Below are 24305 nucleotides of genomic sequence, written 5' to 3' on the forward strand. Positions count from 1 at the left end.
CATTAATACATGCGGATGGATATCATCTCTATCGGGCCATCATACGTTGAGAAGCCCCTAAGGGTTCATCTTCATCGACGAATCAATGCCTGATAAAGCGTTGTAAACTCTCACCTTCCTGTTTCACGAGGCGGTTCCAGTCGGCCACTTGCAAGCGGACTTCCAGCACGAAATCACCCTCCTCGCTAAAACCTTCCTGCTCAATCCCTTTCAGCTGATAGAGCGCACTGCGCAATCTCGCGGCAGAAGGAGGCAACTGCAGGGTGTGATGCACCATGGAGCCAGCCAGCAATTCGGTCAGCGCCGTAAACAGATGCTCACAACCTTCACCAGTCTGGGCCGACAACCAGACGCGCAACGGGCGCCCCTCGTCATCTCGCTCCAGACCTGCCGGACGATCCGCCAGCTTGTCAATCTTGTTGCAGATCATCAGCTGGGGCCTGTCATCGGCTTCAATCTCGGCCAATACCTGCTGCACGGAGTCGATATTCTCCTGCATCTGCTCATCGGCACAGTCCACCACATGCAACAGCAGATCCGCTTCACGGGTCTCCTGCAGGGTCGCCTTGAAGGCCGCGACCAGATCATGGGGCAAGTGTCGAATAAATCCAACTGTATCCGCCAAAATCACATCACCCACATCCCGGATCACCAGTTTACGCAGGGTAGGATCCAGAGTTGCGAACAATTGGTCGGCAGCATACACGCTGGCAGCTGTAAGTTGGTTGAACAAAGTGGACTTTCCGGCGTTGGTATAACCAACCAGTGACACCGTCGGCACTTCGTTGCGGTTGCGGGCGCGGCGTCCCTGCTCCCGCTGCTTGGCCACCTTGTCGAGCCGACGCAAAATCGCCTTGATGCGTTCCCGCAGCAGACGTCGGTCAGTTTCAAGCTGGGTTTCACCCGGACCACGCAGACCAATCCCGCCCTTTTGACGCTCAAGGTGGGTCCAGCCTCGCACCAGACGAGTGGAAAGATGGCGCAACTGGGCCAGTTCGACCTGCAGTTTACCTTCATGGGTTCGGGCGCGCTGGGCAAAGATATCGAGGATCAGGCCGGTTCGGTCCACCACTCGGCACTGGAACAGACGCTCCAGATTGCGCTCCTGGGCAGGGGTCAGGGCATGGTTGAAGATAACGACGTCGGCATCCAGCATCTGGACTTGAGACGCAATCTCTTCAGCCTTGCCGCTGCCGACAAAAAATTTGGCGCTGGGCGCACTACGACTGGTGGTGATCACCCCCAGCGCATTGACTCCGGCCGAGCTCACCAACATTTTGAGCTCTTCCAGATCCTCCCGCTCACCCTCATCACTGAAGTTGACATGCACCAGAACGGCCTGTTCGCCAGCTTCATAACGGTCAAACAAGCGCTTGCTCCTTAACAGGAATCATGATGAATCTGAGTTGGCGAGTCGACTCGCCCAGGGATATCACGCCTCGGCATCACCCTGATCATCAGCCGCGCCACCCGGAGTGGGCTGGTGATGATTAACGGCACGGGCCGGTACGACAGTCGAGATGGCGTGCTTGTAAACCATCTGACTCACGGTGTTTTTCAGCAGGATAACAAACTGGTCAAAAGACTCGATCTGACCTTGCAGTTTGATGCCGTTCACCAAATAGATAGAAACAGGAATCCGCTCACGGCGCAGCGCATTCAAAAACGGGTCTTGGAGAGATTGCCCCTTAGCCATTTTTCTTTTCCTTATAGTTTGTTGTTTTTAAACACCGAATATCAATATAACAACCTGATTATACAGGGAGTGTCAAGCCGCACCAGCGCGAGCAAGCACGCGGTCGAGATTGCCAGACTCACCAGATTCCAACCAGGTCACGTCGGGCCAGCCGCGTAACCAGGTCATCTGTCGTTTTGCCAATTGGCGTGTGGCAACAATGCCACGATAACGCATCTCATCATACCCCACTTCACCGCACAGGTAGTCCCACATTTGGCGATAACCCACACAGCGAATGGAGGGGAGATCCGGGGTCAGATCGCCGCGTGCCATCAGCGCACGGACCTCCTGTTCAAAGCCACCTTGCAGCATCTTGTCAAAGCGCTGTTCGATACGCTGATGCAGCAAGGCACGATCGCTCGGGGCGATGGCAAACTGCAGCACCCGATAGGGCAAGCCCTCCCCCTGCACCTGCGTCAGCTCGGTAAGGGTCTTGCCGCTGATGCGGTAGACCTCCAGCGCCCGAGAGAGTCGCTGCGGATCATTGGGGTGGATCCGCGCCCCGGCCACCGGGTCGATGCGTACCAGCTCATCGTGCAGCGCCTGCCAACTGAGGCGGGCAGCCTCTTCCTCAATCCCGGCTCGAATGGCGGGATCGGCGGAGGGCAGCGGAGACAATCCCTCCAGCAACGCCTTGAAATAGAGCATGGTACCGCCCACCAGCAGCGGAATGCGGCCGCGATCGGCGATCTCTTTCATCTCCCGCAGGGCATCCTTGCAAAAATCGGCCGCAGAATAGCTCACTGCGGGATCAAGAATGTCGATCAGCCGGTGCGGGGCCCGTGCCAGTTCATCGGCGGTCGGCTTGGCCGTACCTATATCCATGCCGCGATAGATCAGCGCCGAATCGACGCTGATGATGTCGCAGGGCAGCGCCTGGCACAGTTCAATGGCGAGATCCGTCTTGCCGGAGGCCGTCGGCCCCATCAGAAAAATTGCGGTCGGCAAGTCACTCGCCATGTTCAAACTCCTCCAGCACGGTCGCCAGCGAAAGGGGGCGCACCATGCGAATGTCTGCCAGTTGGTCACTGAAATCGGTCACAAGTTCCGTCAGCAGACGACTGGCAGTTGAAAAATCGTATATCTTCTCGCGGCTTATCCCCTGCTCCACCAGCCATTGGCATAATACTTCAGCCTGCTGACCAGCATCACTGTCAGATCCGCCCTCGATAATTTGCAGCAATTCGGGTAACAGACGCACCAGATCGGTCTGGCGCAGCAGAGCCGGCACCCGAGTCAGGATCATGGTGTCGCGCCCCCCGCTTTTCAACTCCAGCCCCATCCGTTTCAGCAAACGTTCCTGCTCGGTCACCAGCGCGATCAAATTCTTCGGCAATTTGAAGGAGACCGGCAGCAACAGCGGCTGGGCAGCCAGTCCCTGGCCCCAGGTCTCCAGCAGCCAGTGGCGCAGCAGTACCCGCTCGGCGCGTACCAGCGAGAGCAGCGCCAGCTGATTATCACGCTCGATCAACAGGTAGGCCTGCTCCACCAGTGTCAGGGCACGACATCCCCCCTGTTTGGGTGACGGCACTGGATCAGTGGGCTGCGCAGGAGCAGCCTCAGCTGCGATAGGAAGCGTAGTGAGCAGAGCGCCCATGCCGCGCATCGCCTCCCGGCTTGGGGGCTCGGGCGGTTGATAGTTGCTGGCTCGGCCTGCACCACCACCGTTCCCTTCCCGCACCTGTGCAGGTGCCCGGTAGCTGTGCTCGGCACCGTACCACTCGGTACGCGGAGCCTGACCGGGATATTCGATCTGCGGGCTGACCGGCAGCTCGACCAGGGTTTCGGCCAGCGGAGTGTCCTGATGAGCGGCGCTGACCCCTTCGCGACGCAGCGCAGTAAACAGCGCCTGAAAAATAAAGTCGTGGATCAACCGCGCCTGATGAAACCGTACCTCATGCTTGGCCGGGTGGACGTTGACATCCACCTGACGGGGATCCAGCTCGATATAGAGCACATAGGCTGCAAAACGGTCAGCGGGCAGCAGCTCGTCATAGGCCTGACGAATGGCATGATTGATGAGCTTGTCACGCATCATCCGACCGTTGACGTAGGTGTATTGCAGGTCGTTCTGCGGTCTTGCCCCCTCCGGGGTTGCCAGCCAGCCCCACAGACGCACGTCGCTATGCTCGCTCTCCACCGCCAGCACATGGTGCATGAAGGGGGTTCCGCAGACGGCGGCAAGGCGGCGCTCCTGCTCCGGCACGGTATTGGCGGCTTTGTACTGGCGCACCACCTTGCCGTTGTGGCGCAGGATCAGGGTGGCATCGAAGCGGGAGAGCGCGATGCGGCGCACCAGCTCGTCAATATGGGCAAACTCGGTCTTTTCGCTGCGCATGAATTTGCGCCGCGCGGGTGTATTAAAGAAGAGATCCACCACCTCCACCGTGGTGCCCACCGGATGGGCCGCAGGCTTGATGGTGACGCTCATCTCGCGCCCTTCCGCCTGGGCTTGCCAGGCTTCGGACTGCTCGGCGGTGCGGGAGGTGAAGGTGAGACGGGAGACAGAGCTGATGGAGGCGAGCGCCTCGCCACGAAAACCGAGGCTGTTGATCCCTTCCAGATCATCCAGCGTGGCCACCTTGGAGGTTGCATGACGCGACAGCGCAAGTACCAGCTCATCTTTGGCGACACCGCAGCCGTTGTCACGGATGCGGATCAGCTTGGCGCCCCCCTTGTCGATGTCGATCTCGACCCGGTCGGCCCCCGCATCCAGGCTGTTCTCCACCAGCTCTTTCACCACAGAAGAGGGCCGCTCCACCACCTCTCCGGCTGCAATCTGGTTGGCCAGAATGGGTGGCAAAATACGGATCGGCATCATTTACTCCTGAATTTCAATCTTGCGGATAGAGAGCCGTTCCACCACCTCTCCACCAACCGGAATCTGGTTGGCCAAGATAGGGGGCAATATACGGATCGGCATCACTTGCTCCTGAATTTCAATCTTGCTGATGGTGTTCGCTAACAGCGGGAGCGGCATCGCCCGCTCGCGCGCCTCAGTTTTGCGGAATGTAGAGCACTTGCCCGACCTGAATATTCCGTGACTTGAGTTTGTTAATCTCCACCAGCCGAGCCTGACTCACCCCATGCTTCTCGGCAAGGCGGGAGAGGCTCTCGCCCCGCTTGACCACATGGCGGAGCATCTGCGACTTGTCGTCACTGCGAACGGGGGCAGCTGCGCGGCTCTGCCCCTGCTGGGGGATATAAATGGTCTGACCAATCTGGATATCCCTGCTGCGCAACTGGTTGATCTCGACCAGGGTGGACTGACTCACCCCATGCTTCTCGGCAAGGCGAGAGAGGCTCTCGCCCCGTTTGACCACATGGCGGAGCATCCGCGATTTGTCATAGTCCCCCACACTGCTGACCGGCGCACCAGAATCTTGCACAGCCTCCGAGTAGGGTTTGATCACACCGGCACCTGAACCGGTCGCAGTAGCGCCGTCACGCACTGTAGCCGGCATCTTGTTGGTCACCACCGGCTGCGACTGCACCGGCTTGGGCTGGCTCACCGGCTGCGAAGCTACCTGTGCAGAGCGAGTGGTCGCAGCAGGCCTGCTCGCCTGTCCCTTGCCGGTCAGCATGGCCCCCTTGGTCGGGTGGGCGCGGTAATAGTTGCGGATCCCCTCGAAAATGGCGCGGGCCAGCTGATCCTGATAGCTTGAGGTGGCCAGCAGCTTCTCTTCCGCATGGTTAGAAATAAAGCCGGTTTCGACCAGCACCGAGGGAATATCCGGCGCCTTCAGCACAGCCAGACTGGCATGCTCCGGCGCCTTCTTGTGCAGTCGGGCAACCTTGCCCAACGAGCGCAGGATCTGACGGCTGACGTCGTAGCCTTCGGCACGGGACTTGTCCATTGAGAGGTCGAGGAAGGTCTGCGCCAGATAGGGGTTGGGATCGGATTCCGCCAATACCTTGCCAACCCCGCCCAGCAGCTCACCCTGCTTCTCCTGCTTCTCCAGCCAGCTGCCCATCTCGCGGTTGGCACGGTTGGTCGAGAGGACCCAGACAGAGGCGCCACGCGGAGTAGAGTTATGGAAGCTGTCCGCATGGACCGACACCAGCAGATCCGCCTTGGCCTTGCGGGCAATCTCGGAACGCTTGTTGAGGTCGACGAAATAGTCGCCACGACGGGTCAGCACGGCGCGCATCCCCGGCTCGCGGTCGATCAGCGCGGCCAGCTTCTGGGAGACCGCCAGCGTCACTCGCTTCTCATAGGTACGACGTGGACCGATGGAGCCCGGGTCTTCCCCACCGTGGCCCGGGTCGATGGCAATCACCACCCCCTTGCCCTTGCCACCGACGGGCGTGGATTGCACTGCTGCCGCCGAGCGCTTCTCTTCATAAGGAAGGTCGATGACCAGACGGTGACCATAGGGCCCGGCTGGTGCCAGCGGAAAGACCACCGGCGTGATGGCGGAGCTGAGATCCAGTACCAGCCGCAGGCCACCCTTCTCCAGCGGAGTGCTCTCACGTATCTTGCGCACCAGCTCGCTGTTGTTCTCGACCCGGGCCAGATTGGCAGCGTTGCTCGCCCCTTTCAGATCGATCACCAATCTATCGGGGCCAGCCAGGGTGAAGTAGTTGTAGTTGGGGGCACTGCTCATATCGAGCACCACCCGGGTATTATCCGGTGATGGCCAGATTCGCACACTCTTGAGCTGATTTGCCCAGGAGGGGAGCGCCATCAAGGAGAGAGCAATAACAAGGATCAAGCGCACGTAGATGACAACCGTTCCAGAATGGCTTCGCCAATAGCAGTGCGAGCCTCTATCAGAACCTCGCGCTGCTCGCCTACATAGGTGAGGGTAATTTCCAGGTCTGGGGCCGGTAACCAGCCCTCGCCCTTCTCGGACCACTCCACCAGACAGAGTGTATTGGCGGCAAAATAGTCCCGAATGCCCATGAATTCCAGCTCTTCCGGATCAGCCAGGCGATAGAGATCGAAATGGTAGACCTGCCAGCCATCGAGTTCGTAGGGCTCGACCAGAGTGTAAGTCGGGCTTTTTACCTTGCCCTGATGGCCAAGGCCCTGCACCCAGCCGCGGGTAAGGGTGGTTTTACCGGCGCCAAGCGTGCCATGCAAAAACACTGTAGTCGCCTGCTGGCAGGCCTGTGCCAGACGGCCACCCAGTGCCACGGTTGCTGCCTCGTCCGGCAGTGTCATCATCAACTGTTTTGCCATGTTCTTCTTTTTAACTTGTAATGGTGTCGGGATTAACCAGTTTGCGGATCAGCGGCAGCAAGTCTGACGCCAGCATGCCCCGCTCGCCGTCAGCTGCGGCCTGATCTGCAGCCTCGCCGTGGATCACGGCGCCCAGCCAGCTTGCCATGGTGGCAGACCAGCCCTGGGCCAAAAGGGCGGCGATTATACCAGATAACAGATCGCCCATGCCGCCACTTGCCATGCCGGGATTGCCTTCACAACAGAGAGCGACCCGCTCGCCGTCATAAATAAGTGTTCCCGCTCCTTTTAACAACACCACACCGCCATAACGCCGCTGCAGCGCCTGCACGGCGGCAAACCGGTCGGTTTCAATGTCGGCAATGGAGCATCCCAGCAGTCGCGCAGCTTCGCCGGGATGGGGCGTGAGCACCCAATTATCCTGATGGCGGGGAGATTGCGCCAGCCAATTCAATCCATCGGCGTCCAAAACCAATGGCAACCGATCGGTGAGATAACGGGCAATTTGCCCCCTTCCCCAATCATCCTGACCGAGCCCGGGGCCAATGACCCGCACCGACGCCCATCCCTCGTCATCAGCGGTGATAAGACTCATTAGTTCGGGTTGATAAAGACTGACCGGCGGATGCTCCGGATGCTGACACACCCGCACCAGCCCAGCCCCCGCCCACAGGCAGGCGCGGGCCGCCAACACGATGGCCCCCTGCATGCCGCGATTGCCCCCCACCAGCAGTACCTTGCCATAAGAACCCTTGTGGGAAGCGCGCGGACGCGGGGTCAGCTGCGCGCTGAGCAGTGGATAATCGATACGCCAGGCGGCGGGCAGCATAGCTTCATCAGGCGTCACGCCTAGGGGATCACAGTCGAGCTGGCCGACACAATCCACCCCGTCGCCGGTGAGCATTCCCTGCTTGATACCGATAAAGGTGAGGGTGCGAGTGGCCTGCACCACGGCCCCCATGGCACGGCCGGTATCGCCGTTGAGGCCGGAGGGGAGATCCACCGCCAGCACGGGCACAGCCAAGCCATTGATTGTTGCGACGATCTTTGTCAGTAGTGGCGAGAGGGACGTGTTGACGCCGGTGCCAAGCAGGGCATCGACCACCAGATCCGGGGTGGTGTGCTGGTCCTTATCAAACTGCTCGGCCAGCCAGACCCGGCCACCGGCCGCCAGCCACTCATCGGCGGCCCGTCTGGCATCCCCCTTCAGCTGGTCGGGTGCCCTGGCGGCAATCACCACCACCTCGATGCCAATCTGGCGGGCAAGGCGGGCCAGCACATAGCCATCACCGCCGTTATTACCGGGGCCGACGAAAATCCACCAGCAGCGACTGTCGGGCCAATGCAGGGTGGCATAAGTACGCAGCGCGGCACCGGCTCGCTCCATCAGGGCATAGAGAGGTTGCCCCTCACGCGCGGCCCAGTTGCGCTCCAGTGCGCGGATCTGTTCAGTCTGCCACAACCCCTGTGGTAAACTGCTCCCCTCTTTTGTGCCCAACGCGCCCCTGATGATCTCTACCATGACGGCTCCCGCCTCTTATCAATCGACCCACGCCAGCAAACACCGGCCAGGCCAAGCCGCATGAGCGCACCTGACTTCCACCAGCTGGCCCACGATATCAAGCTCTGGGCACGGGAGCTAGGTTTTGACCAGGCGGGCATCACCGACACCGATCTGCGTATCGAAGAGCCGAGATTGCAGGCCTGGCTGGATGCGGGCTATCACGGCAGCATGGATTACATGGCGCGCCACGGCATGATGCGCGCGCGCCCCCACGAGCTGCTGCCGGGCACGGTGCGGGTGTTGTCGGTGCGGATGAACTACCTGCCGTTCGAGGCGGGTTTTGCCGCCACCCTGCGCGATCCGGCCCTCGGCTATATCAGCCGCTATGCCCTCGGCCGCGACTATCACAAGGTGCTGCGCAACCGGCTCAAACAGCTGGGTGATCGCATCGAAGCGCGCTGCGCCGAGCTGTTTCAAGGCACCGAAGATACCTTGGGTGAGTGGCGCCCCTTCGTCGACTCTGCCCCCATCCTCGAGCGGCCGCTGGCAGCCAAGGCTGGCCTCGGCTGGGTTGGCAAACACTCACTGCTGCTCAACGAATCGGCCGGCTCCTTCTTCTTTCTCGGTGAGCTGTTGCTCAACCTGCCGCTGCCGCTCGACCAGCCAGTGGAGAAGGAGCAGTGCGGCAAGTGCGTCGCCTGCATCAACATCTGCCCGACCGGCGCCATTGTCGCCCCCTATGTGGTGGATGGCCGCCGCTGCATCTCCTATCTCACCATCGAGAATGACGGCCCTATTCCGGAAGAGTTCAGGCCCCTGATGGGCAACCGCATCTACGGCTGCGACGACTGCCAGCTTATCTGCCCCTGGAATCGCTACGCAGATGCCAGCCCGGAACCCGACTTCAGCCCGCGCCCCAGCCTGCACCGACCGCCCCTGCTGGCGCTGTGGTGCTGGAGCGAGGCCGAGTTCCTCAAACATACCGAGGGGAGCCCGATCCGCCGCATCGGCTATCAACGCTGGCGCCGCAATCTGGCGGTAGCCCTTGGCAACGGCCCGGCGACCCCCGAGGTGATCGCCGCCCTGCAACTGGGACTGACCACCGCCGAGCCTATGGTGGCCGAACATATCGAATGGGCGCTGGCCACCCTGGCGCTGCGTCAGGATGAGGAGAACAAGAAAACCCGTTTGCTGATCCGCTGCATCGAAAAAGGTTTGCCGGATCACGCATAAGTGATCTGCCCCTTGCCGGATTGCAGCACTTTTTTCATGCTCTGCCGACCCGTCGTGATCAACACTGCGATCAAAACAACATAGTCGGCACACTAAAAGGACATTACAGATGCAAATGTTGGGAGTGGATATTGGAGGCTCGGGGATCAAGGGTTGCCTGGTCGACACCGAAACAGGCGAACTGATCGGCGAGCGTCATCGCATTGCCACACCGCAACCGGCCACACCGGCCGCCATCGCCCATACCCTCAAGGCACTGGTCGAACACTTCGACTGGATAGGGCCGGTGGGCTGCGGTTTTCCAGCCACCATCCACAACGGGGTTGCCAAGAGTGCCGCCAACATCGACAAGAGCTGGATTGAGACCGATGCCGAACATCTGTTTGCCGATGTCACCGGCAAACCCTGCTATGTGCTGAACGATGCCGATGCAGCGGGTCTGGCCGAGATGCGCTTTGGCGCAGGTAAAGATCGCAAGGGGGTCATCATCCTCATCACGGTCGGCACCGGTATCGGCACCGCCATCTTCGTCAACGGCCATCTGCTGCCCAACACCGAGCTGGGTCACCTGATGCTGGAAGGAATGGTCGCCGAGCACTACTGCTCCGATGCGGTGCGCAAACGGGAAGATCTCTCCTGGAACCGCTGGGGCAAGCGCTTCAACAAGTATCTGGCCCGCCTCGAGTTTCTCTTCTCCCCCGACCTCTTCATTCTGGGGGGAGGCAGCGCCGCCAAGCTGGATAAATTTGTCGATCGCATCGAGACCCGGGCACCGCTGATTCCGGCGGCCAGCCTCAATCAGGCAGGTATTATCGGAGCCGCTCTCTACGCAGCCGAACGGCATCAGAGCTGATTGCCCAGCAACACAGTCCCTTATAACCCTCCTATAAAAGAAGGGCCCGGCATGGCTGCCGAGCCCTTCTTTTTATCTGCGTACCAATCCTTCCGGTTTCCTACATATCATCAAGCCGATGCACCCCATGCACCAGACGGTGCAGGCGCGTCTGTTCCAACGCAGCCAGATTGTCGAGCATGGTTGCAGTAGCAGGCGTCGGACACTCCCGAGCCAGATGACCCAACTCACCGACCAGCTGCTCCTCCCAGCGACAAACCAGCGCAAGGATCTCCCCGGTTTGAGCCGAGGCTGGCAGCTCGCAACCGGTAATGGCAGGCAGCATATCCTCGCTAAAACCCTGCTCCAGCCAGGTTTCCCTGACCGCCTCTCCCAGCTGAACGGCATATTCGTGCAGATGGGCACTGGCCGCATCCTCACGCCCTTGCAGATAGACCAGCAACATCCGGCTGCGCTCGCTATCCACCTGGTTGCTCAAACGCCGGTAACAAAGGCCGAGCTGGTGATGCACCTGTTCAAGATAGTGCAGCAACTCTTTGAGCTGTTGGAATCTCATCGCACTGCCCTCCATGCTTGTCGACATCATCAGTATAAAAAACCGGCGCCACTGACCCAATCCCTATCCGTGCCCTCCTTGCGCTGCATCAAGGTTGACGCCGACAAAGTGGCTACCAGGTGATCCGGTCACGAATAGGGAACGATTTGTGCAGCAATTTGTGTAACGATGGAGGAGCATTAAACTCGACAGCAGATGTGAACAGAAACGGGCTGGCACACTAATAAAACCAGAATTTCCCCGGCATAAACCATCTTTAATTCGGCCATGTGCGGTAGGGACGAAACAGGATCTGGAAGAGCAACAATACCATCCTGATCGTTATCCGCCTGACAGAAATACTTATTACTTTTTTAGACGTCTAGACGTAAAAACATTCATTGACACAGCCATCCGGACATCTTAGCATCATCCTCCATGATGACAGAGCTACCCAGTGGAACCTCTGCCCAATTTCCCCGCCTGTAGCGCCCTGTGCTTTAAGGCTGTTAGCACGGAAGAATCCATGATTAAGTTGATCGGTCTCAACAAAGTCTACGGTACAGGCAGTGACGCCGTGCACGCCCTGCGTGATGTGAGTCTGCATGTACCCCAAGGCAAAATTTTCGGGGTGATCGGTGCCTCAGGTGCCGGCAAGAGTACCCTCATTCGTTGTGTCAACCTGCTGGAGCGCCCGACAGAGGGTCAAGTCATCGTTGATGGCCAGGATCTGGTCGCCCTGAGCGAACGGGATCTGACCCAGGCTCGCCGCCAGATCGGGATGATTTTCCAACACTTCAACCTGCTGGCCTCCCGCACCGTCTCCGCCAACATCGCCTTTCCGCTGGAGCTGGCGGGCTGGAGCAAAGAGAAGATCCAGCAACGGGTTGCCGAGCTGCTGGCACTGGTCGGGCTGGAAGCCCGTGCCCAGGCCTATCCGTCCGAGCTTTCTGGCGGTCAGAAACAGCGCGTCGCGATTGCCCGCGCACTGGCACCGGCCCCCAAGGTACTGCTTTGTGACGAGGCCACCTCTGCTCTCGACCCGCAGACCACCCGCTCGATCCTGACCCTGCTCAAGGAGATCAACGTCAAGCTGGGGCTCACCATCCTGCTCATCACCCACGAGATGGATGTGGTGAAAGGGATCTGTGACGAAGTGGCCATCATCAGCGACGGCCGTCTGATCGAACAGGGCGAAGTGGCCTGGTTCTTCAGCAACGCCAAGACCCAGCTGGCCCGTGACTTTATCCACTCCACCATCCATCTGGAGGTACCGCAGGAGTATCAGGATCGGATGAGTGCGGAGCGGGTGCCGGGCAGCTACCCACTGGTGAAGCTCGGCTTTACCGGCAGCACGGTCGATACGCCGTTGATTTCCGAGGCGAGCCGCCGCTTCAATATCGACATCAGCATTCTGAGCGCAGACATCGAATACGCCGGTGGCGTCAAATTTGGTTTCCTGCTGGCCGAGCTGTTCGGGGATGAAGCCCAGTGTGAGGCGACCCAGCAGTTCCTTATCGACAACCACATTCAGCTGGAGGTAATGGGTTATGTCCGAAGCCATGATTAATCTGCTCATCACGGCCCTGGGCGACACCCTGATCATGGTGTTTGCCTCCGCTCTGTTCGGCTGCCTGCTGGGTCTGCCGCTCGGCGTGGCACTGCATGTGACCAAGGCTGGCCAGATCCTGGCCAACCCCTTGCTCAACCGTACTCTGGGTATGGTGGTCAACGTGGGTCGCTCGGTGCCCTTTATCATCCTGCTGGTCGCCATCATTCCGCTGACCCGGCTGATTGTCGGCACCAGTATCGGCACCATCGCTGCCATCGTGCCGCTGACAGTTGGTTGCATCCCTTTCATTGCCCGTCTGGTGGAAGGGGCCCTGATGGAAGTGCCGGACGGCCTGCTGGAAGCGGCCAAGGCGATGGGCGCCAAGCCGTTGCAAATCATCACCAAGGTGCTGCTGCCCGAGGCCCTGCCCGGCATCCTCAACAGTGTCACCATTACCCTTGTCACTCTGGTGAACTACTCGGCCATGGCCGGGGCCATCGGTGGCGGTGGTCTGGGGGATGTGGGTATTCGTTATGGTTATCAGCGCTTTGACCCGACCGTCATGCTGGTGACCGTGGTTATCCTGGTAGTACTGGTTCAACTTATCCAGAGCGCGGGTGAGCGCCTGGTCAACAAATGTGATCATCGTTAATCGTCGATTTCTGACAGGAGGTTTTATGAAATTTGGCATCAAATCCGTTGCGGCTGCCCTGCTGGCTGGTCTGGTTCTGGCCGGTTGCGGTCAAAAAGAAGAGAGCAAGGTTCTGAAAGTGGGCGCTATTGCTGGCCCCGAGACCGAACTGGTTGAAGTGGCTGCCAAAGTAGCCAAAGAGAAATACGGTCTGACAGTCGAGGTGGTCAACTTCTCCGACTACGTCACCCCGAACGTGGCGCTGAACGATGGCAGCATCGACGTCAACGCCTTCCAGCACAAACCCTATCTGGATGCGCAAGTACGTGATCGCGGCTTCAAGCTGGTGCCGGTTGGCAACACCTTCGTCTACCCGATCGCCGGTTACTCCAAGAAGATCAAGGCGCTGAGCGAGCTGCAAGATGGCGCCCAGATCGCGGTACCGAACGATCCGACCAACCTGGGCCGCTCCCTGATCCTGCTGGCCAAACAGGGTCTGATCACCCTGAAGGATGGCGCCGGTCTGGAAGCCACCGTGCTGGATATCGCCAGCAACCCGCGCAACTTCAAGATTGTCGAGCTGGAAGCAGCCCAGCTGCCGCGCTCACTGGAAGACGTGGACTTGGCCATCATCAACAACACCTTCGCCGGCCAGATTGGCCTGACCCCGACCGAAAACGGCCTGTTTGTTGAAGACAAAGAGTCCCCCTACGTCAACCTGATCGTCGCCCGCGACAACAACAAGGATGACGAGAAGGTCAAACAGTTCGTACAGTCTTTCCAGACCGATGACGTCTACAAGAAAGGGTTGGAGCTGTTCAAAGGCGGCCTGGTCAAAGGTTGGTAATTGCTCACTCGACAAAAAAGGCCACGCAATGCGTGGCCTTTTTTATTGGCGCCGCTATCATATCGGCGAGCACGGCAACACGAACATACTCATAACATGAAAAAATGGTATCTGGCCTACTGCAAGCCAAAAGAAGAGGCCCGCGCCCGCGCCCACCTCGATGCCCAGGGTATCGAATCCTACTACCCCATGGTGGAGATCGAAAAGCTGCGCCGGGGCAAGCGAGTTCCGGTACGGGAGCCCATGTTCCCCAACTATCTGTTTATCTTTGTCGATCTGGAAGAGGTGACACCAGTCACTCTGAAATCGACCCGCGGCATCAGCCGGATCATCCACTTTGGCAGTGAATGGACCCCCATCAGCAGCAAGCTGGTCTATCAGCTGATGAGCCGTGATGACAGCGACGAGGCAAGAGCCAGCTACGCCAATCTGCCCTGCTCGGGTGACAAGGTGCTGATTGAAGAGGGGCCATTGGCTGGCTTCGAAGCCATCTATATGGAACCGGATGGGGAGAAACGGGCGATTTTGCTAGTTAGCCTGCTCAATCGCGAAACCACCAGCAGCTTCGACAACCAGGCATTCAGACGCCTGGATTAAACTCACGGGCCAGATTGCACGATAAATGGCAATGGCGGGATGATCCCGCCATCTCACGCATCAAGATCGAAGCGGGCGATGACCGCTGTCAGCTTGCCGGTATCGCCAGCCAGTCTGGCCACGATCTCTTCCCCCTGCTGACTCCGCTGACAGGATTGCCGACTGAGCGCGGCAATGTCATCGACAGTCCCGGCCACCTCGGCGGCCACCCGCGACTGCTGCTCGGTTGCAACCGAAATGGCCTCCAGCTGTCCCGACAGCGACTGTACCAGCTGGTTCATGGCACTCAGGGTATCGGTCACCAATCCGACTGCATCCCGCCCTTGCTCTACCAACCGGGTTCCGCTGCTGACGGTACTCACGGTCTGGCGAGTCTGCTGGGAGATGGCCGCAATAGTCTGGCTGATCTCGGCGGTTGATTGATGGGTGCGGGTCGCCAGCTGGCGAACCTCGTCGGCCACCACCGCAAAACCGCGTCCCTGCTCACCTGCCCGCGCCGCCTCGATCGCCGCATTGAGGGCCAGCAAGTTGGTCTGCTCCGCTATCGTGGCGATCACCTCGGTGATCTGCCCAACTTGTTCGCTCTGATGTGCCAGCAGCCCCATGGCCTCGTTGGCCTGCCCAATCATGGCCGCAATCTGCTGCATGGCGTCGGTCATCCGCGCCAGCGCGGCCTCTCCCTGACGAGTCTGGTGTTGCACCTGCTGGGCGCCACCTGCCGCGGCGGCGATATGGCCGGCCACATCCCGGGCGCTGACCGACATCTGATCGATAGCCGCCGCCACCGCATCGACCCGCTGATCCTGCACCGTCAAATCCACTACGATGGCTCTCGTGGTGCAGCCCACCTCATCACAGGCTTCTTCTACCTGCCCCACGGCCCCCTGCAGTTCCCCCACCAACTGGCGAAGCTGGGCTGACATCCGGTTGATGGAGCCGGTCAATCCACCCAGCTCATCCTGCCCCGTGATGGGCAGGGGATCGGCCGCCAGTCGGCCATCCGCAACCTGTCCTGCCCTGGTCACCAAGCTGGCAATGTCACGGGTCAGACGACGACTGAAGAGCCAGGCGACTACCATACCAAGCACAATGGCGCTGCCGGTAGCCAACAGCAGTGTCTGGTTGATGGCACTCCCGGCACGAGCCATTTGCGCCGAAATCTGATCCACCTCGGCACGGGTTTTCCCCACCTGCTGGACCAGCTGCTCGCTGAGGTTGGACTGCATCGGTTCGATGTCGGTGGCCATCAGGTAATTGGCCTGATCCCAATCCGGTGCCTGGCGCTTCTCGATCACCTGCTCAACCAGCTCGGAGAAGGGACTCGCCATCTCTTCAAACAGCTGCCAGAGGCCGCGCTGGGTCTCGGTAAAGAGCGCGGCTTGCTGTTTCACCTCAGCCACCCGCTGCTGATGGAACTGGTAGTAATCCTGATATTTGCTGCGGTATTCGGGATCGCCTGAGATAAGAAAATCCCGCAGGGCAGAGAGTGCGTTGGCGAGGCTGTTATAGGCATCCCCCACCTGTTTGAGCAGCATGCGGCGATCCCCTGTGAGCTGCTCCTGCGGGGTTGCGACCTCCTCATTGGCAAAGGATTGCAGCTGATCGAGCGCCGCCTCCGCCAGTGGCCCAGCCTCCTGCAGCATCAGAGTGTGAGCAGGCAGATTCTCTTCACTCTGGGCGATGGTCCACACTTTCTCCTGATGGCTTTTGAAGGTCTCGAGAGACTTGGCGAGCGCCTGACTGAACGTCTGATGGGCAATCGCCTGCCAGGCCGAGTCCCACTCCTGCTTGAGGCGAGAAGCCTGAACCGGATCCTTGCCGAGGATAAGATAGCCACGCAGGGCTGAAACAGTGGCAACCAGCGCCTTCTGACTCGCCTCATCCCGCTGCAGGGCGGGCAGCGCCTGCTCCAGCAGGGTGTGTTGGGCCTGATTGATCTGGGTCAGCCGGTAATAGACCAGCGTGGAGGAGAGCAGGATCAGCAGGTTGATAAAACCGAAGCTGAGCAGCAACTTGTTTGAAATTTTCATGAACATCCTTGTTCAAACGGCGGATCCAGCCAACAGAATCAGATAGATATCAGTGTAGGCAATCTATCCTGCCAAGTTCGATTCCATGTTTGCAACTCACTGCGTGGCATAGGTCTGGCAGAGAAGAACCCCTGACAAACATCGCAGCCCAACTTTGCCAGCAACCGCCAGGTCTGCTCATCCTCTACCCCTTCAGCCACCGACTTGAGGCCCAACTTGCGCGCCAGCTCGATACTGGACTCGATAATGGCCAGACGGGATGGGTCTTCAAAACAGCGGTCGACAAAGGAGCGATCCAGCTTCAGTTCGGTAAAGGGCAGCAGCGCCAGTTGCTGCATGGAGGAGTAGCCGGTACCGAAGTCATCAATGGCGAGGCCAAAGCCGTGCATCCGCAGCCGGGTCAGCACCTCCAGCGACTTGCCCAGATCCTGTACAAAGGCGCTCTCGGTCACCTCCAGGGTGATAAGCTCGGGGTTGATGCTCCAGCGTTGACACTGATTGATCAGGGAATTGCACAGATCGCCCTCGATCAGCGAGGTAGTGGAGAGGTTCATCGACAGATTGAGCGAGAGTCCGGTCTCTTCCCACAAGTGACCATCACTAAGGGATTTGCCGATGATCACTTCAGTCAACTGATCGATCAGTCCGTTGCGCTCCGCCAGTGGAATAAAACGCCCCGGAGAGATCAGGCCGTACTCCGGGTGCTGCCAGCGGGCCAGCGCCTCCATCCCGACCCACTCGCCGGAGGCAAAGCTCACCTTGGGCTGATACCAGGGCAGCAACTGATCCTGCTCGAGTGCACGGCACAACTCATCCAGGCCGATCCTGTGCCCCTCCTCCTCCCTAGCAGGCTCCTCCCGGGGTGACCAAGCATCGATCAGCAGCTTGAGCTGCTGCTGGGTAGAGGGTTTCTCTATGCGGCCGAGCACCTGCAAGCCATAGGCGGCACTCATCCGCAACACGGCCTCCACCACATCGTCTTCAAGGGCGCTGGAGAGGATAATCCCCCCGCGAAAACCGCCCAGTGACAGGCGGCGCAGCAGTGCCATGCCATCCATGCCCGGCATCCGCAGGTCGCAAAACAGGATATCGACGGCGTGTTGCTGGCTCAGTACCAGCGCCTCGGCACCATCGGCCGCCTCCAGCAGATTCTGGTAACCCAGGCTGCGGACCTGGTGCAGCAGCGCCTTGCGCTGAAATCCATGGTCTTCCACGACCATAATGACCAACTCATGTTGTGCTTTTTTCATCGAGCCATAATCCAATGTCGTGGGCGATCGCCGTCATCAATAGCTGCACCTTGCTGGTCAGCTCATCCAGTTCCTCAAGCTGCTTCAATCTGGCAGCCGACTCCAGCCTGGCAGCCTGTGTGGCCAGCTCCTGCAGCCCGACCATGCGGGCTGCCCCCTTGATCCGGTGGGCAGTTTCTACCAGTACGCTGAAATCATGGCAAGCCAGCGCAGCCATCATATGAGCCCCATCCTGACGATTGGAGTCGAGATATTCCGCCGCCATTGCCCGCGCCGTCGGCTCATCGCCAAACAGGGTCAACCAGCGTTCAGCCTGAACGGCCAGCACATCATCGACCGCCATCACCGCTGTATCGCCCGCCGGTACCGACTCAGCGAGCCAGTGTGCCAGCAGCTGGCGCAGGGTATCCAGCGGGTAGGGCTTGAACAGCATGTCACTCATTCCCGCTTCCACCATACGGGCATGAGCCTCTTCCGAGGTATCCGCCGTCACCCCGATAATGGGCGCCGTCACCCCCGCAGCCCGCAGCGCCTTGGTCAGGGCATAGCCATCCATCACCGGCATGTGGCAATCGGTCAGCAACAGGGAGAATGGCTGCCCCTGCCAGGCCCGCAACGCCTTTTCGCCATCTTCCACTACCTGGGATTCAATTCCGAGGATAGCCAGTTGTCGTGCCAGCAGGGCGCGATTGACCGGATGATCATCAGCCACCAGCACCCGTCCTCCCAGCTTGTCGGCCAGCGCAGGCAAAACCGGGGCGACCCGTTCCTGCAGCAGTTCGAGACAACTCTCCAGCAGCAGGTCCGGGTAGAGAGGAGAGAGCCCCAATCGCCACCAAAACTGACCGCCGATCCGGCCGCGAAGAGCCTCGTTCGGTGACGCTATGATCCCTCTCAATGAGACATGCTGCAACCATCCCTGCCACTCACCGCCGAGGGCCTGCTCCAACCACAGCTGATCAGCCAGCAGCAACCCTTCCAGTGAGCGGTTGAGCTGGCTGGCATCCAGATGCCTTAGCTTGGCGCCCAACCGCCGCATGGCCGCCTCGAGATTGGCATCGGCGCTGAAAAACCACCATTCGGTGCCAGCCAGCGGGGGCGCATCCCATTGAGGGTTGGTCAGCGGCACGGTAAAGCGGAAACGGGATCCCTCTCCCGCCTTGCTGGTCAGGGTGAGTTCGCCCCCCATTTTGCGCACCAGCTGATCACAGATTGCCAGCCCCAGCCCGGTACCACCAAAGCGGCGATTGATGTCGGACTCCACCTGCTCAAACGGAGTGAACAACAATGCCTGTTTCTCCTCGGCAATCCCGATACCGGTATCGCGGATACTGATAGCAAGCTGATCGCGCAGGTAGCTGACCCGGATGGAGACCTCCCCCTGTTCGGTGAACTTTACCGCATTGTTGAGCAGATTGGAGATCACCTGACCGACCCGTACCCCGTCGATATCGGCCCAATCAGGTACATGCTGGCCCCACTCCAGCGTCACGTTGAGCCCCTTGCTATGGGCCAGGGTAGCGTGGCCACGGATCGCATCGCAGATCACCGTCTGCAACCGGCTGACCTGACAATGCAGTTGCAACTGACCCGCTTCGATCTTGGAGAAATCGAGTATGTCGTTGACCAGATAGAGCAGGTTGTTGGTCGAGGTGACCACATTACGCACCATGTAACGTTGATCGTCGTTGAGCTCGCTCATTTGCAACAACTCGAGCATGCCGTGCATGCCGGAGATGGGGGTGCGTAACTCGTGGCTCATGGTGGCCAGAAAGCGGCTGCGCGCCTGCATCGCCTGCTCGGCATAAGCACGTGCCTCGCGCAGCTCATGCTCCTGCTGCTTGAGGGCCGTGATGTCCTGAATCACCCCGTTGAGGATCAGCGCCTGCTGCTCCTGACGGACAAAATTGCCGCGTACCTGCAGATAGCGATCCCCGTCAGGGCGCTCCACCTTGACCTCCAGATCGAGGGGGGCCAGGGTCTCGGCATGGTTGGCCACCTTGCTGACAAACTCCTGCAGGGCCTGTTCGGTAAAGCCAAATACCGCACCACCCGATTCAGCGTTAAATAAATCCTGATGAGATACCCCCAGGATTTCACTGGCCCCCTGAGAAGCGTAAAGAAAACGCCCCTTCCCCGGTCCCTGCCACAGATACTGGTAGACTACGCCGGGCATGCTGTCGGTGATCTGGGTCAGGCGAGTTTCAGCCTGACGAGCACGCTCCTCGGCTTCCTTGATACGGCTGACATCGGTCAGCACTGTCAGCACACCCCGCATGTTGCCATCGGGGTCCCGGTAAGGGCGCTTGGCATAGATCACATGAAAAGGGGTGCCATCGGCACGCAAGCTATTGCCGGCCCCCTCCAGCTCCTGGCCGCTTTGCCATATCCTGCGCTCCTCTTCCAGCACGCTCGCACGCAGGGGCTCGGGGATGCTTTGCAGGTCGTCAAGCGCCTCGCCATTGACATCAACGAGAAAGGCATCGCGATAAGCCCGGTTGCAGAGGGTTATACGCTGCTCGCTGTCGCGCAATGCCACCATGGTCGGCAATGAGTTGAGCAGGGTCTGTACAAACAGCAACTGTTCGTTGAGTTTGCTCTCTGCGATTTTCCGCTGCGCAATCTGGCGACGCAGGCTGCGGGCCCAGAACATCACCAGCAGACCGCAGGTCAACAAGGCCACTCCGCCCAGCGCCAGCCACTTGTAGAACTGGCTGTAATCGGATTCGACATTTACCGAAACATTGAGCCAGCGCCGCTCCAGCAGTTGCCACTCCTCATCCGTGATGGTCAGCAACAGCTTGTCCATGATCCGCAGCAGCTCGGGCTGCCTGATATCAACGGCCATGCTGATGGGCACGGAAAACTCGGGGGAGCTCAGCACCACCTGATACTTTTCGTTGAAGCCCTTCATGGCCTGCTGCCCCAGATTGGTCATGGTCAACAGCACATACTCGGCTTTCCCCGTATCAAGCAGGGTAAGCAGCTCGGTATCCTTGCCCACTTCAATGACGTTGCCACCATGGGCGCTGATAAGAGAAGCCTCATAAGAACCGGTCACGCCACCGATCAAACGCCCTTTCAGCTCCGCCAGCGACTTCAACGGGCGTGCGCCGCGCCGGGATACCACATAGCTGTCGAATTTAAGGTAGGAGGAGCTGAAGGAGGCAAATGCCTCGCGATCCCTGAGCGGTGTCATCAGGGGGATCAGATCCACCTTGTGCTGTTTCAGCAGAGCCAGAGACTCTTGCCAGGTGCTGGTCGGCTCAAGTTCAAAGCGGATCCCCGAGCGCAGACTCAACAACTTCATCAAATCTGCCGCATAGCCGTGCAACACCCCTTCGTCATCAATCTCGCTGATACCGGCAAACGACGGCGCAACGGCAAACCTGACCACCTTGCTCTTCTTCTTTAACCAGGCTACCTCGTCTGGTTCCAGCAACAAACCCGCCTTGAAACGGCTGTCTTCCTGATTCAGCCGCAACCGGGCATCAGCCACCGGGATCCGCTGGTAGGCCTGCCAGATGCGATCCGTCAGCGCCGGATCATGGGTACTGGTTGCAATGGTCAATGCACTACCGGGGATCCAGTCCGGGATCACAATCCCCATCGACTCAGGCAACCGCTCCATCTCCATGGCAATGATCGGCCCCAGAGCCAGATAAGCATCGGCCGCCCCCAGTTTGACCATATAGGTCGCCTCGTCACGGCTCTCCAGCTCGGTCACATGAGGCATCCCCAGTCGCGCTAGCTCATTGCAACTGCCAAAACCGCGAATACAGACCCAGCGAAGCTTGCGCGCCTGTTCCAGGGTCAAACGTTGATCCGGATGGCGCATCAAGATGGCGCGGGCGTAGGAGCCCAGATAGCCAATATGATTCATCCCCTCCAGCTCGAGCGCATCGAGCTCGACCCCGATCAAGGCATCAACTTGGCGTCTGTTCAGCGCACCACGGGCATCCACATAGGAGTTGTAGGAGACATAGCGCAGGGAGACCCCCATTTCTGCCGCAATACGCGAGGCCAGCTCCTTGAGCGGACCGGCATAGCGCTGATTGGGCAGTTCATAGAGGAACGGAGGATAACCACCACGGGGCACCCCGACCACCAACTCTTCATCAGCCGCACTCTGGTGGTCCGCCACTGCCTTTTCCAACTGGGGAACAGCAACAGCAGGCAGGCCGGAAAACAGCAGCAACAGGGGGAGAAAAAGCTGACGAAAGAGTGACATGAAGTCTTGTCCTGATGAGTAAAACAGATCGGCCACCATCTCTAATTTTGCCGATCCTGACGGCACAAGGCGAGAAAACATACGCATCTGTCACAAATGGGGCAGAGAGGATAGTGCCGGGACAAAGAAAAGTGAATAAAAAATCAACCTGCAAACACAAAAATGGCAGGCATTCCGCCTGCCACGTCACCACGGGGAGAGCGTTTACCCTCCCCTGTGGATCAGGTTATTCGATTCCCGAGGCGGAAGCCGGTTTGATACTCCCGCTCGCGAACGAGGGAGATCTGACCCTGATATCCTTCCAGCCCGATATCCCTGAGCAGAGCGGGTGACAGATTAACCTGTACGAGACGACGCTCGACCCGGGCAATCCGTCTCTGGACCAGGGATTCAACACTGCGCAGTAAAACCAGTTCGATAGACATGACATTCTCCAGTAGAACATGCGGTTCTCCCGGAGAAAGTGGATATCACCCTGCGGGACGAACCGCGGGTGATAAAAAGACAGGGGTTACCTGTTTACGCCACGCGGTAAAAGAGCACGAGATTTCACGCCGCACGCAGTGCCGCGAGAGAATGCAATATTGAGCATCAGATGTTGCATTTTCGTCTCCTTACCGGATAAAAGTTGAACAGGCTGCAGAAGTCTAAAAAATATCCGAATTTAAAACAAGCCTCTTGCGACTCCTTTTTAAACGTTTTTACGGCATTTTATGCTGCCCGAAAAGGAGCTTGGGGTATCAGATCCCCGAGAGCAGCCGGTACTCCTCCAGCACATAGGTATCTGTCATGCCACTGACATAATCGAGCAGCAGCCGCACCCGGTAATACCACTCCTGCTCATGCAGGCAGGCAAAGCGTGGATCAGGGGTGGCGATCGCCAATCGATAGGCCTTGAGATGGCGGGCCGAAAGGCGGTGATAGAGGCGGCGCGCAAAGAACAGCGCCTGACTCCCCTCCCCGGCCAGCAGGCGAGCAAACTGTGGTGCTGGCAGCGCCAACAGACAGGAATAACTGGTCAGCACCCCGCGCAGCGCCGCATACCCTTCCAGTTCGAGCGCCTCTACTTCGGGTCGCATAAAGACCTGCTCGCGGGCCACCTGTTTGAGGATGTCGAGCACCCGCGCCGCCGGCGCCTGGCCGTGCAGCAGCGCTTGCGGATAGGATCCCTGCAAAATTGCCTGATGTTCGCTGACATAGCTCTGCGCCGCCAGCGCCACCAGATCCCGGGTCAGCTGCTGGCGAAAATGGGGGAAAAAGCCTCGACCACTGGCAAGCGCGTCACCCAGCAAGGTACCCATGTAGTCACTCTGGTCAGCTGCTCGCAGCGCCGCCAGCAATTCACCCTGAGTCAGGATCCGCCTATCCACCGCATCTTCCAGATCGGCGATGCAGTAGGAGATGTCGTCTGCCGCCTCCATGATGTAGACCAGCGGATGGCGACAGCCGGGGGCCAGCCCCAGACTCTGGCCGAGGGCGCGGTAGAGCGGCTGCTCGCTAAAGAAGATACCTCGTTTGCTGCTCCAGCCATGATGCTGGCCATAGCTCACCCCGGGCTGGGGCTGCTGCGGGTATTTGCAGAGTGCCGCCAGTTGTCCGAGCGTCAGGTTGAGCTCGTGCAGGCTGTGCACCAGCCGAAGACTCTGGGCGTTGCCATCAAACAGCTGCAGATCCTGACGTAATTCAGCCCACTGGGCCGAGGGGGGCTGCGCCAGCGCCTGCTGATAGAGGGGATCGAGCATCTCGCCGAGCCACTGGCTCATCACCTGCTCGCCAAAATGACCAAACGGCGGGTTGCCCACGTCATGAAGCAGGCAGGACATCTCCACCAGATTGATAAAAGCGCCTTCACAGACCATACCTGCAGGCAAGGCAGCCAGAATGCGGCGACTGATCTGGCGGCCAGTCTCCTGTACCTCCAGCGAGTGGGTGAGGCGACTGCGCACCGAGGCCTTCACATCGAGTGGAAAGACCTGGGTCTTCTGCTGCAACCGGCGCACCGGTGCGGCCTGCACGATACGGGCGCGATCCTGCTCGGTCGCCTCCAGCAGCTCCTCATCCCCCCAGGAGTGGATGCGCGCGGGGGTAATCAAACGGCTATACATCTTGCAGCTCCTTG

Annotated in this window: 20 protein-coding genes; 6 read left to right on the top strand and 14 right to left on the bottom strand. The window is 59.4% G+C overall.

Translation table 11 applies throughout. From position 1 onward, the window contains the following. Positions 1-82: 82 nt before the first annotated feature. From hflX to G5367_RS18400, 8 genes are all read right to left on the bottom strand, one after another. Positions 83-1369 carry a ribosome rescue GTPase HflX gene (gene hflX, locus G5367_RS18365; protein ID WP_005339043.1) on the bottom strand — a complete coding sequence of 429 codons (1287 nt, stop codon included), beginning with the start codon at positions 1367-1369 and terminating at the stop codon, positions 83-85. Between the two features lie 63 nt (positions 1370-1432). After that, positions 1433-1696 carry an RNA chaperone Hfq gene (hfq, locus tag G5367_RS18370; protein ID WP_216980178.1) on the bottom strand — a complete coding sequence of 88 codons (264 nt, stop codon included), beginning with the start codon at positions 1694-1696 and terminating at the stop codon, positions 1433-1435. 72 nt (positions 1697-1768) lie between these two features. Beyond that, positions 1769-2698: a tRNA (adenosine(37)-N6)-dimethylallyltransferase MiaA gene (miaA, locus tag G5367_RS18375; protein WP_421244809.1), complete on the bottom strand. Its 930-nt coding sequence runs from the start codon at positions 2696-2698 to the stop codon at positions 1769-1771. Next, positions 2688-4556: a DNA mismatch repair endonuclease MutL gene (gene mutL / locus G5367_RS18380; RefSeq protein WP_421244810.1), complete on the bottom strand. Its 1869-nt coding sequence runs from the start codon at positions 4554-4556 to the stop codon at positions 2688-2690. The genes miaA and mutL overlap by 11 nt, the downstream gene beginning before the upstream one ends. A gap of 3 nt (positions 4557-4559) precedes the next feature. Further along, positions 4560-4718, bottom strand: coding sequence for a hypothetical protein (locus G5367_RS18385; protein ID WP_202411275.1), 159 nt, complete (start codon positions 4716-4718; stop codon positions 4560-4562). A gap of 16 nt (positions 4719-4734) precedes the next feature. Further along, a complete protein-coding gene (locus G5367_RS18390) occupies positions 4735-6426 on the bottom strand; it encodes an N-acetylmuramoyl-L-alanine amidase (protein WP_421244839.1) in 1692 nt (563 codons plus the stop codon). A 23-nt stretch (positions 6427-6449) separates the two neighbouring features. Further along, a complete protein-coding gene (gene tsaE, locus G5367_RS18395; RefSeq protein ID WP_005339056.1) occupies positions 6450-6923 on the bottom strand; it encodes a tRNA (adenosine(37)-N6)-threonylcarbamoyltransferase complex ATPase subunit type 1 TsaE in 474 nt (157 codons plus the stop codon). 10 nt (positions 6924-6933) lie between these two features. Further along, entirely contained in the window at positions 6934-8445 is a 1512-nt protein-coding gene (locus G5367_RS18400) for an NAD(P)H-hydrate dehydratase (RefSeq protein WP_421244812.1), read from the bottom strand. A 60-nt stretch (positions 8446-8505) separates the two neighbouring features. On the opposite strand from G5367_RS18400, the gene queG reads away from it, so the two are divergent. Both queG and ppgK read left to right on the top strand, forming a co-directional pair. Then, on the top strand, positions 8506-9660 hold the full coding sequence (queG, locus tag G5367_RS18405; RefSeq protein WP_421244813.1) for a tRNA epoxyqueuosine(34) reductase QueG: 1155 nt from the start codon (positions 8506-8508) through the stop codon (positions 9658-9660). A gap of 109 nt (positions 9661-9769) precedes the next feature. Beyond that, a complete protein-coding gene (gene ppgK, locus G5367_RS18410) occupies positions 9770-10513 on the top strand; it encodes a polyphosphate--glucose phosphotransferase (protein WP_421244814.1) in 744 nt (247 codons plus the stop codon). 100 nt (positions 10514-10613) lie between these two features. Here the strand turns inward: ppgK and G5367_RS18415 are convergent, their stop codons facing one another. Further along, on the bottom strand, positions 10614-11069 hold the full coding sequence (locus G5367_RS18415) for a hypothetical protein (RefSeq protein ID WP_421244815.1): 456 nt from the start codon (positions 11067-11069) through the stop codon (positions 10614-10616). 505 nt (positions 11070-11574) lie between these two features. Here G5367_RS18415 and metN point away from each other — a divergent pair. The 4 genes from metN (at position 11575) to rfaH (ending at position 14675) form a co-directional block, all read left to right on the top strand. Next, positions 11575-12618 (top strand): methionine ABC transporter ATP-binding protein MetN, encoded by a 1044-nt coding sequence (gene metN / locus G5367_RS18420; protein WP_181269932.1) that lies wholly within the window; start codon positions 11575-11577, stop codon positions 12616-12618. Further along, entirely contained in the window at positions 12599-13252 is a 654-nt protein-coding gene (locus G5367_RS18425) for a methionine ABC transporter permease (protein ID WP_005339070.1), read from the top strand. The genes metN and G5367_RS18425 overlap by 20 nt, the downstream gene beginning before the upstream one ends. A gap of 25 nt (positions 13253-13277) precedes the next feature. Continuing rightward, positions 13278-14078, top strand: coding sequence for a methionine ABC transporter substrate-binding lipoprotein MetQ (gene metQ, locus G5367_RS18430; protein ID WP_005349258.1), 801 nt, complete (start codon positions 13278-13280; stop codon positions 14076-14078). A 96-nt stretch (positions 14079-14174) separates the two neighbouring features. After that, positions 14175-14675 (top strand): transcription/translation regulatory transformer protein RfaH, encoded by a 501-nt coding sequence (gene rfaH, locus G5367_RS18435; RefSeq protein WP_005341090.1) that lies wholly within the window; start codon positions 14175-14177, stop codon positions 14673-14675. Positions 14676-14728: 53 nt separating this feature from the next. Here the strand turns inward: rfaH and G5367_RS18440 are convergent, their stop codons facing one another. The 5 genes from G5367_RS18440 to dgt form a co-directional block, all read right to left on the bottom strand. Then, entirely contained in the window at positions 14729-16705 is a 1977-nt protein-coding gene (locus G5367_RS18440; RefSeq protein ID WP_421244816.1) for a HAMP domain-containing methyl-accepting chemotaxis protein, read from the bottom strand. 38 nt (positions 16706-16743) lie between these two features. After that, positions 16744-17955, bottom strand: a complete 1212-nt coding sequence (locus G5367_RS18445; protein ID WP_421244817.1) for an EAL domain-containing response regulator — start codon at positions 17953-17955, stop codon at positions 16744-16746. Further along, on the bottom strand, positions 17936-22186 hold the full coding sequence (locus tag G5367_RS18450; protein WP_421294828.1) for an ATP-binding protein: 4251 nt from the start codon (positions 22184-22186) through the stop codon (positions 17936-17938). The genes G5367_RS18445 and G5367_RS18450 overlap by 20 nt, the downstream gene beginning before the upstream one ends. Before the next feature lie 221 nt (positions 22187-22407). Beyond that, positions 22408-22611: a hypothetical protein gene (locus tag G5367_RS18455; RefSeq protein WP_042059910.1), complete on the bottom strand. Its 204-nt coding sequence runs from the start codon at positions 22609-22611 to the stop codon at positions 22408-22410. Positions 22612-22926: 315 nt separating this feature from the next. Then, on the bottom strand, positions 22927-24291 hold the full coding sequence (dgt, locus tag G5367_RS18460) for a dGTPase (RefSeq protein WP_216980169.1): 1365 nt from the start codon (positions 24289-24291) through the stop codon (positions 22927-22929). Positions 24292-24305: the final 14 nt, after the last annotated feature.

The sequence above is a fragment of the Aeromonas sp. 604282 genome, assembly GCF_049170575.1.
GTDB lineage: Bacteria > Pseudomonadota > Gammaproteobacteria > Enterobacterales > Aeromonadaceae > Aeromonas > Aeromonas veronii_A.

Excerpts from the sequence above, each read along its gene's own strand:
- G5367_RS18445 (WP_421244817.1), bottom strand. The coding sequence starts at position 17,955 with ATGAAAAAAGCACAACATGAGTTGGTCATTATGGTCGTGGAAGACCAT.
- ppgK (WP_421244814.1), top strand. The coding sequence starts at position 9,770 with ATGCAAATGTTGGGAGTGGATATTGGAGGCTCGGGGATCAAGGGTTGC.
- G5367_RS18400 (WP_421244812.1), bottom strand. The coding sequence starts at position 8,445 with ATGGTAGAGATCATCAGGGGCGCGTTGGGCACAAAAGAGGGGAGCAGT.
- G5367_RS18385 (WP_202411275.1), bottom strand. The coding sequence starts at position 4,718 with ATGCCGCTCCCGCTGTTAGCGAACACCATCAGCAAGATTGAAATTCAG.
- G5367_RS18390 (WP_421244839.1), bottom strand. The coding sequence starts at position 6,426 with ATGGCGCTCCCCTCCTGGGCAAATCAGCTCAAGAGTGTGCGAATCTGG.
- dgt (WP_216980169.1), bottom strand. The coding sequence starts at position 24,291 with ATGTATAGCCGTTTGATTACCCCCGCGCGCATCCACTCCTGGGGGGAT.
- G5367_RS18415 (WP_421244815.1), bottom strand. The coding sequence starts at position 11,069 with ATGAGATTCCAACAGCTCAAAGAGTTGCTGCACTATCTTGAACAGGTG.
- mutL (WP_421244810.1), bottom strand. The coding sequence starts at position 4,556 with ATGCCGATCCGTATTTTGCCACCCATTCTGGCCAACCAGATTGCAGCC.
- tsaE (WP_005339056.1), bottom strand. The coding sequence starts at position 6,923 with ATGGCAAAACAGTTGATGATGACACTGCCGGACGAGGCAGCAACCGTG.
- hfq (WP_216980178.1), bottom strand. The coding sequence starts at position 1,696 with ATGGCTAAGGGGCAATCTCTCCAAGACCCGTTTTTGAATGCGCTGCGC.
- G5367_RS18425 (WP_005339070.1), top strand. The coding sequence starts at position 12,599 with ATGTCCGAAGCCATGATTAATCTGCTCATCACGGCCCTGGGCGACACC.
- G5367_RS18455 (WP_042059910.1), bottom strand. The coding sequence starts at position 22,611 with ATGTCTATCGAACTGGTTTTACTGCGCAGTGTTGAATCCCTGGTCCAG.
- G5367_RS18440 (WP_421244816.1), bottom strand. The coding sequence starts at position 16,705 with ATGAAAATTTCAAACAAGTTGCTGCTCAGCTTCGGTTTTATCAACCTG.
- G5367_RS18450 (WP_421294828.1), bottom strand. The coding sequence starts at position 22,186 with ATGTCACTCTTTCGTCAGCTTTTTCTCCCCCTGTTGCTGCTGTTTTCC.
- queG (WP_421244813.1), top strand. The coding sequence starts at position 8,506 with ATGAGCGCACCTGACTTCCACCAGCTGGCCCACGATATCAAGCTCTGG.
- rfaH (WP_005341090.1), top strand. The coding sequence starts at position 14,175 with ATGAAAAAATGGTATCTGGCCTACTGCAAGCCAAAAGAAGAGGCCCGC.
- metQ (WP_005349258.1), top strand. The coding sequence starts at position 13,278 with ATGAAATTTGGCATCAAATCCGTTGCGGCTGCCCTGCTGGCTGGTCTG.
- miaA (WP_421244809.1), bottom strand. The coding sequence starts at position 2,698 with ATGGCGAGTGACTTGCCGACCGCAATTTTTCTGATGGGGCCGACGGCC.
- metN (WP_181269932.1), top strand. The coding sequence starts at position 11,575 with ATGATTAAGTTGATCGGTCTCAACAAAGTCTACGGTACAGGCAGTGAC.